The 13,976-nt window shown below is 68.2% G+C and carries 14 protein-coding genes; 9 read left to right on the plus strand and 5 right to left on the minus strand.

The window, feature by feature from the left end:
• Positions 1-36: 36 nt before the first annotated feature.
• Together DM818_RS10695 and DM818_RS10700 are read left to right on the plus strand one after the other, a co-directional pair.
• Positions 37-672 carry a J domain-containing protein gene (locus DM818_RS10695; protein ID WP_123124223.1) on the plus strand — a complete coding sequence of 212 codons (636 nt, stop codon included), beginning with the start codon at positions 37-39 and terminating at the stop codon, positions 670-672.
• Positions 669-893 carry a hypothetical protein gene (locus tag DM818_RS10700; protein ID WP_075936744.1) on the plus strand — a complete coding sequence of 75 codons (225 nt, stop codon included), beginning with the start codon at positions 669-671 and terminating at the stop codon, positions 891-893. Before DM818_RS10695 ends, DM818_RS10700 begins: the two co-directional genes overlap by 4 nt.
• Here DM818_RS10700 and DM818_RS10705 read toward each other — a convergent pair whose 3' ends face one another.
• Positions 894-1,664, minus strand: a complete 771-nt coding sequence (locus tag DM818_RS10705) for a DUF7839 domain-containing protein (RefSeq protein ID WP_123124222.1) — start codon at positions 1,662-1,664, stop codon at positions 894-896. It lies immediately after the preceding gene.
• A gap of 103 nt (positions 1,665-1,767) precedes the next feature.
• Between DM818_RS10705 and DM818_RS10710 the strand changes: the two genes are divergently transcribed.
• Complete coding sequence (locus DM818_RS10710) at positions 1,768-2,454, plus strand: metallophosphoesterase (protein WP_123124221.1); 687 nt, start codon at positions 1,768-1,770, stop codon at positions 2,452-2,454.
• Positions 2,455-2,490: 36 nt separating this feature from the next.
• The gene (locus tag DM818_RS10715; RefSeq protein WP_123124220.1) at positions 2,491-3,300 is read left to right on the plus strand and encodes a DUF429 domain-containing protein; all 810 of its coding nucleotides are present in this window, start codon (positions 2,491-2,493) and stop codon (positions 3,298-3,300) included.
• Here DM818_RS10715 and DM818_RS10720 read toward each other — a convergent pair.
• Entirely contained in the window at positions 3,297-3,788 is a 492-nt protein-coding gene (locus DM818_RS10720; protein ID WP_123124219.1) for a TspO/MBR family protein, read from the minus strand. The two genes, DM818_RS10715 and DM818_RS10720, sit on opposite strands and share 4 nt — an antisense overlap.
• 86 nt (positions 3,789-3,874) lie before the next feature.
• Here DM818_RS10720 and DM818_RS10725 point away from each other — a divergent pair, with 86 nt between their 5' ends.
• Positions 3,875-5,578 carry a radical SAM protein gene (locus DM818_RS10725; RefSeq protein WP_123124218.1) on the plus strand — a complete coding sequence of 568 codons (1,704 nt, stop codon included), beginning with the start codon at positions 3,875-3,877 and terminating at the stop codon, positions 5,576-5,578.
• 37 nt (positions 5,579-5,615) lie between these two features.
• A complete protein-coding gene (locus tag DM818_RS10730) occupies positions 5,616-6,113 on the plus strand; it encodes a LabA-like NYN domain-containing protein (protein WP_075936737.1) in 498 nt (165 codons plus the stop codon).
• A 34-nt stretch (positions 6,114-6,147) separates the two neighbouring features.
• Here the strand turns inward: DM818_RS10730 and purB are convergent, their stop codons facing one another.
• Positions 6,148-7,527, minus strand: a complete 1,380-nt coding sequence (gene purB / locus DM818_RS10735; protein WP_075936736.1) for an adenylosuccinate lyase — start codon at positions 7,525-7,527, stop codon at positions 6,148-6,150.
• A 168-nt stretch (positions 7,528-7,695) separates the two neighbouring features.
• On the opposite strand from purB, the gene purH reads away from it, so the two are divergent.
• The 3 genes from purH (at position 7,696) to folP (ending at position 12,398) form a co-directional block, all read left to right on the plus strand.
• Positions 7,696-9,273 carry a bifunctional phosphoribosylaminoimidazolecarboxamide formyltransferase/IMP cyclohydrolase gene (purH, locus tag DM818_RS10740; protein ID WP_075936735.1) on the plus strand — a complete coding sequence of 526 codons (1,578 nt, stop codon included), beginning with the start codon at positions 7,696-7,698 and terminating at the stop codon, positions 9,271-9,273.
• A gap of 32 nt (positions 9,274-9,305) precedes the next feature.
• Complete coding sequence (locus DM818_RS10745; protein ID WP_075936734.1) at positions 9,306-9,626, plus strand: hypothetical protein; 321 nt, start codon at positions 9,306-9,308, stop codon at positions 9,624-9,626.
• A gap of 375 nt (positions 9,627-10,001) precedes the next feature.
• Positions 10,002-12,398: a dihydropteroate synthase gene (folP, locus tag DM818_RS10750; protein WP_075936733.1), complete on the plus strand. Its 2,397-nt coding sequence runs from the start codon at positions 10,002-10,004 to the stop codon at positions 12,396-12,398.
• On the opposite strand, the gene DM818_RS10755 is transcribed toward folP, so the two are convergent.
• Both DM818_RS10755 and DM818_RS10760 read right to left on the minus strand, forming a co-directional pair.
• Positions 12,386-12,685 carry a hypothetical protein gene (locus tag DM818_RS10755; RefSeq protein WP_075936732.1) on the minus strand — a complete coding sequence of 100 codons (300 nt, stop codon included), beginning with the start codon at positions 12,683-12,685 and terminating at the stop codon, positions 12,386-12,388. The genes folP and DM818_RS10755 overlap by 13 nt on opposite strands.
• Positions 12,686-12,715: 30 nt before the next feature.
• The gene (locus tag DM818_RS10760; RefSeq protein ID WP_075936731.1) at positions 12,716-13,963 is read right to left on the minus strand and encodes an NAD(P)/FAD-dependent oxidoreductase; all 1,248 of its coding nucleotides are present in this window, start codon (positions 13,961-13,963) and stop codon (positions 12,716-12,718) included.
• Between the last annotated feature and the right edge of the window lie 13 nt (positions 13,964-13,976).

Below are 13,976 nucleotides of genomic sequence, written 5' to 3' on the forward strand. Positions count from 1 at the left end.
CGAGAGATTCTTACGTCCTGTTCACATACGGCGGGTGTGCTCGCAGACATCGTCGCCGCCACCCCCGAGTGGGTCCGTCTCGGTCTCGCCGCCGGCGGCGTCGCGACGGTCGCTATCGCCGGCATCTTCATCGCCGGCGTGCGACTCTTCCCGACCGAACCCCGACAGTCGGACCGGCAGTTCGACGGTGACGGCCGCCGTCGCAGCGAGATTCGCGCGTACCTCGACTCCATCGGCGAACGCTACGTCGAGGACCACGCAGTTGCGGAGGAATCTGTGGCCTTCTATCTGCCCGCTCGGGACGTGGCAATCACCTTCGACCCGCGCACGTTCTACCGACTCGGCGAGACACAGACGCACCCGGTGCTCGTCGAGTACGAGATGCCGAGCGTGAACCTGGGGTATCGGCTCCCGTTCGTGACGCCCGAACCGGAACGCGACCGCGACCGCCGCGAGCAGTACCAGCGCGAGATGGCCGAGTCCGCCGGCGACCACCGGCCGACGCGCGACGCCTACGAGACGCTGGGCGTTCCGGCGACGGCCTCGGAGACGGAGATTCGGACCGCCTACCGGAACCGGGTGAAGGAGGTCCACCCCGACCACGGCGGTGACGAGGAGTCGTTCCGCCGGGTGCAGGAGGCGTACGCGACGGCGACACAACAGACAGCATGACACGAGTCGACATCACGGAGACAGTCGTAGCGCAGTTGGCCGAACTTCTCGACAGCGGCGAACTCGACCAACCGACCAACTGGATGGGAACGCAGTTTCTCGCACAGGACTTCGGCTTCGAGGAGCTGGCGACGTTCGTCTTCGAGGCGGACGCCGCCACCTACTACGAGGCGGTCCAGCGCGCCGAGAAACAGGCCGAGACCAACATCGAGCTTCCCTGATCAGGCGTCGGTGACTTCGTACGCGAGCCCGCTGTCCCGGAGCGCGTCGGTCACACGCCCGGTTCGGTCGGCGCTCACGACGACGATGACATCCATCCCGCGGCCAGCGGCGTCCGCGGCGACCTCGCCAGCGGCGACGGTCACGTCCGGCTCGATGCCGGCCTCTCGGAGCGCGACGACCGCCTCCACCCCGTCGGCGGCGACGACCTCGGCGGAGCGAGCGGCCGTGAGCGTCTCGATGTCCGGCGCTGTTCCCGCCCGCACGGGCGGAACCTGATACACCGTCACCTCCCCCGGCTCCAGGTCGATGACGCCCGCGAAGTTGGTGACGCCGACGACCGTCCCCTCGCTCGCGTCGGTGGTCGCGACCCCCGTCGCGGGTCCGGTCTCGCCCGGCGTCGCGTGGAGCAGTCCCGCCTCGATGGACAAGGAGACGGTCTCGCCCTCCTCGATTTCCGCCGTCGCGACGGCGGCGTCCTCTTGGACGGAGCCGAGCACGTCGTCGGTGACGTGGTCGGCAAACCGGCGCACGTCGTTGGCCTGCTGGAACAGCCAGTCGACCCCCTCGTTCGTCACCCGATACCGCGAGCGGGCCTCCTTCTCGACGAACCCGCGGTCGGCGAGGTCGCTGATGTACTCGGAGACGGCCTGTGAGGTGACGCCGACGGCCTCGGCGATTTCCTCCTGATTCACGGCCGGCCCCCGCTCCGCGACAGCGGTCAACACGCGGAACGTCGTCGCCGCCCGCTTGGTTTCGAGAACCTCGACCATACCGCCCTGTTCCGCTCCGGCGCGTATAAACCCCGGCGTGGCGGCCGCGTCGGGTCCGTCGGCGGCCGCGACCCTCTTTGTCGCGCGCCACTCTACTGCGGGTATGGAGCGGACGTACCGCGACCGCGCCGTCTACCTCCCCGCCGCCGGGACGCTCGTCCTCTCGGATCTGCATATCGGTCGCGACGAGTCCTCGAATCTGGAGCTTCGGGTCGGCGAGCACGGCGACCTCACGGCGCGATTCGAGCGGCTGCTCGCGCGGTTCTCGCCCGAGGAGGTCGTCGTCGCCGGCGACTTTCTCCACTCCTTCTCGACGCTTCCCCGCGGGGTGGCGGAGACGGTTCGTGAACTCAAAACCGCGTGTCGGGAGACCGGCGCACGACTCGTCGTCACCCCCGGCAACCACGACGCGATGCTGGATGCGGTGTGGGACGGCCCGACCCACTCGGAATACCGAGTCGGCGACTGGGTCGTATGTCACGGCCACGAGGAGCCGACGGCCGACGCGGAGGGGTACATCGTCGGCCACGACCACCCGGCAATCGACATCGAGGGGCAGCGCCGCCCCTGCTATCTCGCCGGCGCAGGCGTCTACGGCGACAGCGACCTCCTGATGTTGCCCGCATTCACGCGACTCGCGGGCGGCGTCGAGGTGAACGCGATGTACGCCCGCCACTTCGACTCGCCGCTCGTGGAGACGACCGCGCCGCTTCAGCCGGTCGTGCGCGACCCCGACGCCGACGAGACGCTGACGTTTCCGCCCCTGAACGAGTTTCGCCGGCTGCTGTGAGGAAACTGCTTACCGCGAGCGTCCCGACCGTCGGGTGTGTACCACGGTATCGACTTCAGCGGCGCGGCCCGCCCCGGCGACGACATCTGGCTCGCGAGCGCCCGCCCGACGGGCGACGGACTCCGACTCGACGCCTGCCAGTCGGCGAGCGAGCGATTCGATACGACCGGGCGCGAGGCCGTCCTCGATGCGTTGCGTGCGTGGCTCGCCGACGTGGAGGGTGTCGCCGGGCTGGACGTGTCCTTCGGTCTCCCGCGCGTGCTCGTCCCCGCCGACGCCAGCGAGTCGTGGCGAGCGTTCCTCCGGTGGTTCGCGGCTACCTTCGCTGATGCCGACGGGAAGTCGATGCAGGCTGCCCTGAAGCAGCGTGCGCGGGCCAGCGACGCCGACGGCATCGAACTCAAGCGACTGACCGACGGCCCGACCGGCGCTTCCTCACCCTACTCGTTCATCACGCGCTACCAGACGCTTCACGGGATTCGCGACGTGCTCGCGCCGCTGGTCCTCGACGGGCAGGTGAGCGTCGAGCCGATGGCTCCGAGCGAGGGACCGACGCTGTGTGAAATCTATCCCGCGGCGACCCTCGGAGGGCTTGGGCTCCCTGACGAACAGTACAAGGGGAACAAACACGACGGCGAACGCGCTCGCCGCGAGCAAATCGTCGCCGGCCTGCGCGAGTGGGGCGTGGCGATGGACGACGCGCTGGCCGCCCGACTCGTCGACGAGTCGGGCGGTGACGCGCTCGATGCCGTCGTCGGGACGGTGGCCGTCGCGCGGGCCGTCGAAGACGACTTTGCCGTCGAAGAGGAACGATACGATCCGCTTGAGGGTTACATCTACGCTTAGAACGCGATGGCGGCGTTCAACACCGTCGCGAAGGAGACCCACGCGAGATACGGGAGCAAGAGCGCGGCCGCCGGCCGGTCAACGCGCTCGATGGCGCGTATCGTGGCGAGAATCGCGACCCACAACACGGCGATGATAGCGAGCCCGGCGACCGGCGTGCGGAGACCGAAGAACACCGGCGTCCACACGAGATTAACCGCGAACTGTCCGGCGAACAGCGCCAGCGCGCGCGACCGAGCAGTACTCTCGGGGGTCCGCCACACCCGGTAGAGGGCGACGCCGAGCAGCGTGAACAGCAGCGTCCAGACGACCGGAAACGCCAGCTCGGGCGGGAAGAAGGCCGGCTTGTCAATCCATGCAGTGTCGGAGCCGACGAAGACCGCGGGCAGCGCGCCGACCGCGTTCACGCCGACGACGAAGGCGGCCGCCGTCAGGAGGTCGCGTCCGTTCGGCACCGACAGGCCGCCGCTGTCTGTCTGCTGTTGCATACTTTCGCTACACCCTCCGAGACGGTAGCTGTTTGCGTCGGCTCGCGACCGGCGTCGTTTTGCGTCTCGACCCGCTTGCTCTGATAATGACCGACCCGGCGACGCTCTCCGTGACGCTTGTCGACGGCTACGTGGACGAGCCGGCCCACTTCGGCGTCCCGCCGTACATCTCGACGTACCCCCGATACACGGCCGGCGCGCTCGTCGACGCCGGCGTCCCCGAATCGCAGATCACCTACCACACCATCGACGAACTCCGCGACGAGAAGTCGAAGTGGCGGGACGTGGAGGACGCCGACCTGTTCATCTACGTCGGCGGGATGACCGTCCCCGGCAGCTACGTCGGCGGCACCCCCGCCGAGCCCGACGAGGTGCGCGAACTCGCGTGGACCGCCGACGGGACGACGCTGATGGGTGGTCCCGTCCGGTTCGGCGTCGGCGAGGAGAACGCCGGCGCACAGGACATGGAGCGTGACGACCTCGACTTCGATTATCTCGCGATGGCCGACGTGGAGGCGGCGGCCTACGACCTCGTCCACGGCGGGCTGGCGGGGTTCGAGGACCGTTACCGCTCGAACGAGGAGTTGGCGCGGTGGGCCGCGGACGGCGCGTTCGTCATCGAGCAACACCCGAACCACCCCGACTACCTCATCTGCGAGATGGAGACCTCCCGGGGCTGTGCCTACCGGTGTTCCTTCTGCACGGAGCCGATGTACGGCGACCCGGCCTTCCGGTCGGTGGACGCCGTGACCGGCGAGGTGGCGGCGCTGTACGACCGCGGTGCGCGCCACTTCCGCCTCGGACGACAGGCCGACATCCTCGCGTACGGCGGCGACGGCGAGGCCCCGAACCCCGACGCCTTACACGACCTCTATGCCGGGATTCGCGAGGTGGCTCCCGACCTGGAGACGCTCCACCTCGACAACATGAACCCCGTCACCATCGTCGATTACCCCGAGCAGTCGCGGGAGGCGATTCGCACCATCGCGAAGTACAACACGGCGGGGGACACCGCGGCGTTTGGACTGGAGTCGGCCGACCCGCTCGTCCAGGAGCAGAACAATCTGCTCGTCACGGCCGACGAGTGTCTCGAAGCCGTTCGCATCGTCAACGAGGAGGGCGGCTGGCGACCCGGCGAGTCCCCCGAAGACGCTCCGTCCTTCGGCGAGGGGTCGGCGAACCGACTGCCGAAGCTGTTGCCGGGCATCAATCTCGTCCACGGGCTGATGGGCGAACGCCCGGAGACGTACGAGCACAACAAGCGGTTCCTCCACCGCGTCCTCGACGAGGGGCTGATGATTCGGCGCATCAACATCCGGCAGGTGATGGCCTTCGAGGGGACGGAGATGGCCGAGACGGGCGCGGACATCGCGAAAGCACACAAGCAGAACTTCAACGCCTACAAACAGGAGGTGCGAGAGCAAATCGACAATCCGATGTTGAAACGGGTCGCGCCCGTCGGCACCGTCCTCCCGGACGTCCACCTCGAATACCACCAGGACGGCCGCACCTTCGGTCGCCAGCTCGGCACGTACTCGCTGCTCATCGCCGTGCCGGGCGAACGGGAACTGGGCCAGTCGATGGACGTGGCGATTACGGGCCACGGCTACCGGTCGGTGACGGGCGTCCCCCATCCGCTCGACGTGAACGAGGCGTCGATGGACGAACTGACGGCGATTCCGGGTATCGGGGACGGCACCGCGGGCAATATCATCGTGGACCGGCCACACTCGGAACTCGACGCCGTCGCGCCGGAGGCTCCGACCGAGGACTTCTTCAGCGCCGACTGAGCGACACGCTTTCGGCACCACCGAAAGGAGAGATGGTATGCCGCCACTACATGAAGCGCAGCGCGTCGCCGTGTTGGCCGACTCACAGAACCTCTATCACTCCTCGCACAGCCTCTATTCGCGCAATATCGACTACGAGACGCTGCTGGACACCGTAGTCGCCGACCGCGAACTCGTGCGCGCCATCGCGTACGTCATCCGCGCGGACTCCCCCAACGAAGAGGAGTTCTTCGAGGCGATCGAGGAGATCGGCTTCGAGCCGAAAATCAAGGACATCAAGACGTTCGCCGACGGCTCCAAGAAGGCCGACTGGGACGTGGGTATCTCGCTCGACGCCGTCACGCTGGGCGACCACGTCGACGTGGTCGCGCTCTGTTCCGGCGACGGGGACTTCTCGCGGCTCTGCTCGCATCTCCGCCATCAGGGCGTCCGCGTCGAGGTGTTCTCGTTCGGGAACTCCGCGGCCGACGAACTGCTCGATGCCGCGGACTCGTTTGTCGACATGAGCGAGGAGAAAGAGCGGTTTCTGCTGTAGTCTCACTCGCCGAATTTCGGCTTACAGCGCCGCGTCACCGGTCGATGTCGTCCACGAGGTCGGCCGCGACGCCGACGTAGTTCGTCGGCGCTATCGCGTGAAGCTCCGCGCGGACCGACTCGCTCACGTCGAGGTCGTCGAACAGCGCCCGGAAGTCATCGAGCGTGACGCGCTGTCCGCGGGTCAGCTCCTTCACCCGCTCGTAGGCGTCGTCGTGGCCCTCGCGCCGCAGAATCGTCTGGACGGCCTCGCCGATGATTTCCGGCGTCGATTCGAGTTCTTCGGACATCACCTGCTCGTTGGGCGTCACCTTCGCCAGCCCCCGGCTCGCCTTCTCGTAGCCGATGAGACAGTGGGCGAAGGCCGCGCCGATGTTTCGCTTCACCGTCGAATCGGAGAGGTCACGCTGGAGTCGCGACGTCGTCACGTAGTCGCCGAGGAAGACGAGGTCGGAGTTCGCCTTCGAGAGGTTCCCTTCGCTGTTCTCGAAGTCGATGGGGTTCACCTTGTGTGGCATCGTGGAGGAGCCGGTCTCGCCGGCGACGGTGTCCTGGCCGAGATAGCGCTTCGAGACGTACAGCCAGATGTCGCGGTCCATGTCGAGCAGGACGTTGTTCGCGTTCCGAAGCGCGTCGAAGACGGACTGGAGGTCATCACAGGGGTTCACCTGCGTGGAGAGCGCCCGGTGGGAGAGCCCGAGCGAGGCGACGAACGACTCGGAAAACGCCGGCCAGTCGATATCGGGGTAGGCGACCTGGTGGGCGGCGTACGTCCCCGACGCGCCGGCGAGCTTTCCCGTGAGGTTCGCGGCGGCGCGGTCGAGTTCGGCAATCGAGCGCCCGAGTCTGGCGGCGTAGACGGCGAGTTCCTTCCCGAACGTCGTCGGCGTCGCGGGCTGGCCGTGGGTGTGAGCCAACATCGCCACGTCGCGATTCGCCCGTGCCATCTCGGTCAGCGTGTCGCGAAGCTCCCGGAGCTTCGGGGCGAGCACGTCCTCGACTGCCGGCTTCACGAGCAGTCGCTGAGCGAGGTTGTTCACGTCCTCGCTGGTCAGTCCGAAGTGGATGAACGGGTGGGCGGACTCCGGGGCGTGCTCGCGGACGAAGTACTCGACTGCCTTCACGTCGTGGTTGGTCGCCGAGTACCCCTTCCATCCCTCCGTCTCCAACTGCTTGACGACCGCGGCGTCGTCCTCGTCGAACGACTCGTAGCAGTCGCGGAGGCGGTCGCGCTCCTCGTCCGTGAGGTCGAACTCCTCGACGGTGTCGGCGAGCGCCGCGAGATACTCGACCTCGACGCGGACGCGGGCGCGGATGAGCGCCTGCTCGCTCGCGTAGGGGACCAACGGCTCCGTGTAGCGGGCGTACCGACCATCGAGCGGCGAGACGGCGGCGAGCGACGAACGACCTGTCATGGTTCGCGCTCCAGACGGCGCGGGCAAAGGCGTGTCGGTTGCGTGATGCACGGCCGTGTTGACTCGTCTGTCGATTGGCGGCTCAACGCCGCGGTACTGTGCACGAACGCGGATAGCGACCGGCTCGGGACCGCAACGTCTTTGCGTCGTCCGTCACCGACTCCGGGTATGAACGTCGCAGGCATGCTGTCGAACCGCGGGCGGAACCTCCTCCACATCGCCGACACCGTCACCGAGGTCGACTTCTCCGTCGTCGTGAGCAACGACGCCGACGCGCCGGGACTCGACGGCGCGAGCGAGCGCTCGATTCCGACCGAGGTCGTCGAACGCGGCGCGGACGAATCACGCGAGGCGCACGAACGCCGGGTGCTCGACGCGCTCGACGGCTACGAGTTCGACTTGCTGCTCCTCGACGGCTACATGCGCGTGCTCACCGAGTCGTTCCTCGATTCGGTCCCGACGACGCTGAACGTCCACCCGAGTCTGCTCCCCGCCTTCGACGGCTTCGACGCCCACGAGCAGGTGCTCGATTCGGGCGTCCGGATGACCGGCTGTACGGTCCACGTCGTCGACGAGACGGTCGACGGCGGGCCGATCGTCACCCAGGAGCCGATACCGGTCTTCGAGGACGACGACGAGGACAGTCTGAAAACGCGCGTCCTCTACGAGGGCGAGTTCAAGGCGTATCCCCGCGTCGTCCGGTGGTTCGCGAACGACCGCGTCACCGTTGAAGACGGCGATGTGACGGTTGAGGGCGACGACGGCGGGGAGTTTCCCGAACGCCGGGTCGTCGCCGAGGAGTTCGCCGCCGACCTCCGCTACGGCGAGAACCCACATCAGGACGCCGCGCTGTACGCCGACCGCGCTGTCGAGGAGGCGAACGTCGTCACCGCGCCACAGCTGAACGAGGGTGCGAAGGCGCTGTCGTACAACAACTACAACGACGCCGACGCCGCCCTCGGACTAATCAAGGAGTTCGACGAACCGGCGGCCGCGGTCATCAAACACACCAATCCGGCCGGGTGTGCGACGGCCGACACGCTCGCGGAGGCGTACGCCGACGCGCTCGCGACCGACCCGATGAGCGCCTTCGGCGGTATCGTCGCCCTGAATCGTGAGTGTGACGCCGCGACCGCAGAGCAGGTCGTCGACTCGTTCAAGGAGGTCGTCGTCGCGCCCCGCTACACCGACGCCGCCCTCGACGTGCTCTTCGAGAAGGACAATCTCCGCGTGCTCGCCGTCGGCGACCTCGACCGCGAGGGAACCGGCCCCTCGCTCACCGAGAAGCCGCTCGTCGGTGGCCGACTCGTACAGGAGCGCGACACGTGGGCTCCCGAGCGCGAGGACTTGGAGTTCGTCACCGAACGCGAGCCGACCGACGAGGAGGTCGAGACGATGCTGTTCGCGTGGCGCGTGCTCAAACACGTCAAGTCGAACGGTATCCTGTTTGCCGACGGCACCGAGACGGTCGGCGTCGGGATGGGACAGGTGTCGCGCGTCGACGCGGTCCGACTCGCCGGCATGAAGGCCGACGAACACGCCGAAGGGAAAGGCTCCGAGGGTGCGGTGATGGCGTCTGACGCGTTCTTCCCGTTCCCGGACGGCATCGAGGAGGCTGCCGATGCAGGCATTGAGGCGGTCATCCAGCCCGGCGGCTCAGTCAACGATGAAGACGTTATCGAGGCCGCCAACGAACACGGGATGGCGATGGCGTTCACCGGCAACCGAACCTTCCGTCACCAGTAGCACTTTTTGTCGGCTCGCGCCTTCCGTCGGGTATGGCAGTACTCGACGACCGACGGCTGTGGTGGCTCTCGGGCGCACTCCTGTTCGTGTTACTCTCCGGCCTGAGCGTGATTGCCGTCGGTCTGCTCCGACTCGTGGGGACGTTCACCGGCGACCCGACGCCCGGAACGCTGTTTGCCGTCGTCGTGCCGTATCTCGTCGGATTGTTCGTGCTCGCCGTCGTCGGGACAGCGATGCTCGCGTGGTTGGTGCTTCTGCTCGCTCGCCACGCCAGCGACGAGTTCGAGTCCCGGCGACTCCGGGAGGTGTCAGAGCGTGCAGCGGAGAATGCAGTCGTGAAGCTGCTCCGGTGAGGCTGGGTTTGGCTTTGGATACTGTCTCTGGTCTCTTCTTCTGGGTTGCTCGGACCACGCTACTGCACGACCCTGATTTACCAAGCAACTGAGGCGGTGGCCTGACGCACCGCGCCCGTGGCGCGTGTGCGTCGTGGGGAACGGTTGGTGCGGTCCGTCCTCCCCTCGTGGCGCGACTCGACCGCTGCGGTCGCGGTGCGGTTTCCCCGAGGCCAAGCCATCGGAGTGGTCGCGGTGCTGTCGGAGTCGAACTCATCAGCGCGGTGCTGTCGAAACCGAAGCCAAACGCGCACAGCCTCACTGCCACACGAAAACAATCTAGACACAGATGCCCGTCTCCGACACGCCTAAACACGCGCCCGAACGACCACAGGTATGCAGTATCACGAGGCGGCGACGTGGCTGTTCGACCTCCGGCGACACTCCCCGCGCACGGGCGTCGAACACACGCGTCACCTCCTCGATTCGCTCGACTCGCCCGACGAGAGCTACGCAGTCGTCCAAATCGCCGGCTCGAACGGCAAAGGCTCGACGGCCGCTCTCTTGGACCGCGTGCTCAGAGAGGCCGGTCTCGACGTGGGACTGTACACCTCGCCACACCTCTCGGACGTGCGCGAACGCGTGCAGGTGAACGGCCGAAAGATGCCGAAACGCGCGCTCGCCGAGTACGTCGAGACGGTCGAACCGTACGTGAGGAATCGCGGCGCTGCCGGCGAGTCGCCGACCTTCTTCGAGACCGTCACCGGCATGGCGCTGTGGGAGTTCGACAGACAGGACGTTGACGTGGCGATCCTCGAAGTCGGTATCGGCGGGAAACACGACGCCACCTCCGCGACGAGTTCCGTCGCCAGCGCGGTCACGAGCGTCACGCTCGAACACGCCGACCTGCTCGGGGGGACGGAGGCGGAAATCGCCCGCGACAAGGCCCACGTCGCGACGGACCGCCCGCTCGTCACCGCAACCACGGGCGAGGCGTTCGACGCGGTCCGCGACCACACCGACGGGAACGTGCTCACGGTCGGCGGGGACGGACGCGACGTAACTACGCGCTACGAGGGTCGCGTCGGCATCGAGAGCGACATCTCACTCGCCGGTCCGGACTGGGCGGTCGAGACGCGACTCGCGATGCTCGGGGCACACCAGGCCGAGAACGCGGGCGTCGCGGCCGCACTCGCCAGACAGGTCGGCGACGAACTCGACACGGACGTGTCGACCGACGACCTCGCGCGGGGACTCCGGAGCGCCCACTGGCCCGGTCGCTTCGAGGTGATGAGCCGCGAGCCGCTGGTCGTGCTCGACGGCGCACACAACCCCGGCAGCTGCGAGACGCTCACCGACACGCTCGGTGAGTTCGACTACGACGACTGCCATCTCGTCGTCGGCGCGATGAGCGACAAGGACCACGCCGGGATGGCCGCCGCGCTCCCCGAGACCGACGCGGTGTACACCTGCCGGCCCGACTTCGCGCGCGCCGAACGGCCGGAGGTGTTGGCCGAATCGTTCCACGACGCGACGGCGTTCGACACCGTCGGCGCGGCCGTCGAGGCGGCGCTCGGTGCCGCCGGCCCGTCGGATGCGGTCGTGGTCTGCGGCTCGCTGTTCGTCGTCTCCGAGGCGCGAGACCGCTGGACTGCGACGGCGACGCCGAAGCGCATCCGTGACGCCGACGACGCCCGCGCGGCCCTCGATGGGGCGGACGTGCCAGCGTCCGAACAGCAGCCGGCCGAGCTGGTCCACGAGACCCGGACCCTGACCGTCCGGCCCGCGCAGGCGCGGCGACTCGACACCGCGATGGCGGCCGTGGGCGGGAGCTGTTCCGTCTCGGGACTCGACGCGCAGGCCCGCGAGCCGGTTTCGGTCGTCCTGTCGGGGACGACCGCGGAGTTCGACGCGCTCGATGCGCGACTGCGAGAGACCGACCCCGTGCTCGCCGACCGCGTGGCCGACGACGCCGCGACCGATGTCGACTACCCCTGGACCGACCGCACCGCAGTCATGGGCATTCTGAACGTGACGCCCGACTCATTCCACGACGGCGGCGAGTACAACGCCGTCGACGCCGCGGTCGAGCGCGCCGAGGAAATCGTCGCCGAGGGCGCGGACATCATCGACGTGGGCGGCGAATCCACGCGCCCGGGCGCAGAGCCGGTTCCCGTCGACGAGGAAATCGACCGCCTCGTTCCGGTCATCGAAGAAATTCGCGACCTCGATGCGCTCATCTCCGTGGACACGCGGCGGGCCGAGACCGCACGCGCGACCCTCGATGCCGGCGCGGACATCATCAACGACGTGTCCGGACTGGCGGACCCGGGGATGCGCTTCGTCGCCGCCGAGTACGACGTCCCCGTCGTCGTGATGCACTCCATCAACGCCCCCGTCGACCCCGACGTGACCGTCGAGTACGACGACGTGGTGAGTGACACGATCGCCCAGCTCCGCGAGCGCATCCTGCTCGCCGAGCGCGCCGGTCTTGCTCGCGAGCAGATTATCGTCGACCCCGGCATCGGGTTCGGCAAGTCGGCGACAGAGAGCTTCGAACTGTTAGACCGCACGGGTGAGTTCGCCGCGCTCGGCTGTCCGGTCCTCGTGGGCCACTCCCACAAGTCGCTGTTCGAGCGCGTCGACCACGCGGCCGAGGACCGCTACGAGGCGACCGTCGCCGGCAGCGCCATCGCGGCCGACCGCGGGGCCGATATCGTCCGCGTGCACGACGTGGCGGGAAACGTCGCCGCCGTCCGCGTCGCGGAAGAGACCCGCACTCAGGGCTCCTGAATCGTCCACTCGTCGGTCGCGACCGCTGATTCGAGCGGACTGCCGTCTTCCTCCGCCATGTTCGTGAGCGCAATCTGGACCGCGCGCCGCGGGGCGAACACGCGATTCGTGAGCTCCGCGGTCGTGACGTGGACCGTGCCGCCGCCTTCCTCCTGCAGGACGCGCGCGAGTTCCTGCTGGAGTGCGCTACAGGTGTCGAGATAGCTGTCGCGTGCCGTCGCTGGGTCGTCGGTGTCGAACGCGTCCATCAGCGTCTCGGGGTCGATTTCGGGCGGAATAGCTCCCATACGCGTCCGTCGGCCCCCGCGGAGAAAAGCTTAGACGCCCAGCAGATACCCCCGGAGCCACACCTGCCAGTAGAGGCGCGGAATCGCCTCCACGTCTGCCAGCCACCCCACGCGCGACTCCACGGCCGGGAACATCGCGCCGTCGTAGTCGTACCCTGCGAGAATCGCCTTTCCTTCCTGTGTGAGCAGGGGACAGGCCGCGAACCCGTCGTAGTGCGACTCGTACGCGCGCCCCGCCGCGTCGGCGGTGAGGTTGTCCGCGAGCGCGGCGGCCTGCTTGCGCGCGGCGGCGGCCGTCTTCGAGGTCGGTGCGTCGGTGCAGTCGCCGAGCGCGTACACCCGGTCGTGCGTGCGGTGGCGCATCGTCTCGCGGTCGACGGCGACGTACCCCTCCTCGCTCGCTGCGGTCAGGGGCGACTCGTCGGTCAGGACGGTCGGACACCGCTGTGGCGAGACGGGGAGATAGAGGTCGTACGCGAGCGTTCGGCCGTCCTCGCTCTCGATTCGCCGGTCGGCCACCTCGTCGACGACGAAGCCACCCTCGTACCGTACGCCCCGCGCAGCGAACACGTCGGCGAGTTCGGCGTCGTAGCGTGCCTTCTTCCCGGTCCCGAAGACGTGGTCGTCCGGACCGGCGAGGGTCACGTCACACGGGACACCGTGGTCGGCGAGATAATCCTCGGCGAGCAGGGCGGCCTTCGCCGGCGCGCCGCCACAGGAGACGCTCCCCTCGGGTTCGGTGACGACGACCCGGAGCGGACGCGTTGTCGTCGGTGTCGGGAGCGTCGGCTCGGTTCCCGTCGTCGCGACCCCGCCGTCGGCCGCGACCGGCGGCTCCGCGTCGGCTCCGTTCGCCCTCTCGACCAACGCGTCGAGCGTCTCGCCGAGTGCGCGTGCCCCCTCGGGCCGGTAGAACGGGTAGACGTGTGGCTCGCCCGCCCACGGGCCGGCGACGGTCTCGTGGCCGAGCGCGACGACGAGCCGGTCGTACTCGATGTACCCGCCCTCCGTCGCGACCGTCCGTTCGTCTGGGTCGATACCCGTCACGGTCGCCTCGCAAAACCGCACGTCGGCACGCAGGTACTCGCGCACGTCGCGGGTGTGGGCGTCGATGTCGGCGTGGCCGAACGGGTGGAGATAGAAGGCCGGCTGGTAGCGGTGGGTCGGCGTCCGGTCGAGGACGACCACCTCGGCCAGCCCGCCGAGTTCGCGGTCCAGTCGGTTCGCGACCATCGTCCCGCCGGCTCCGCCGCCGAGGACGATGACACGCTCAGTCATGTAAAGAGATACG

This window comes from Halosegnis longus (assembly GCF_009663395.1).
Lineage (GTDB): Archaea > Halobacteriota > Halobacteria > Halobacteriales > Haloarculaceae > Halosegnis > Halosegnis longus.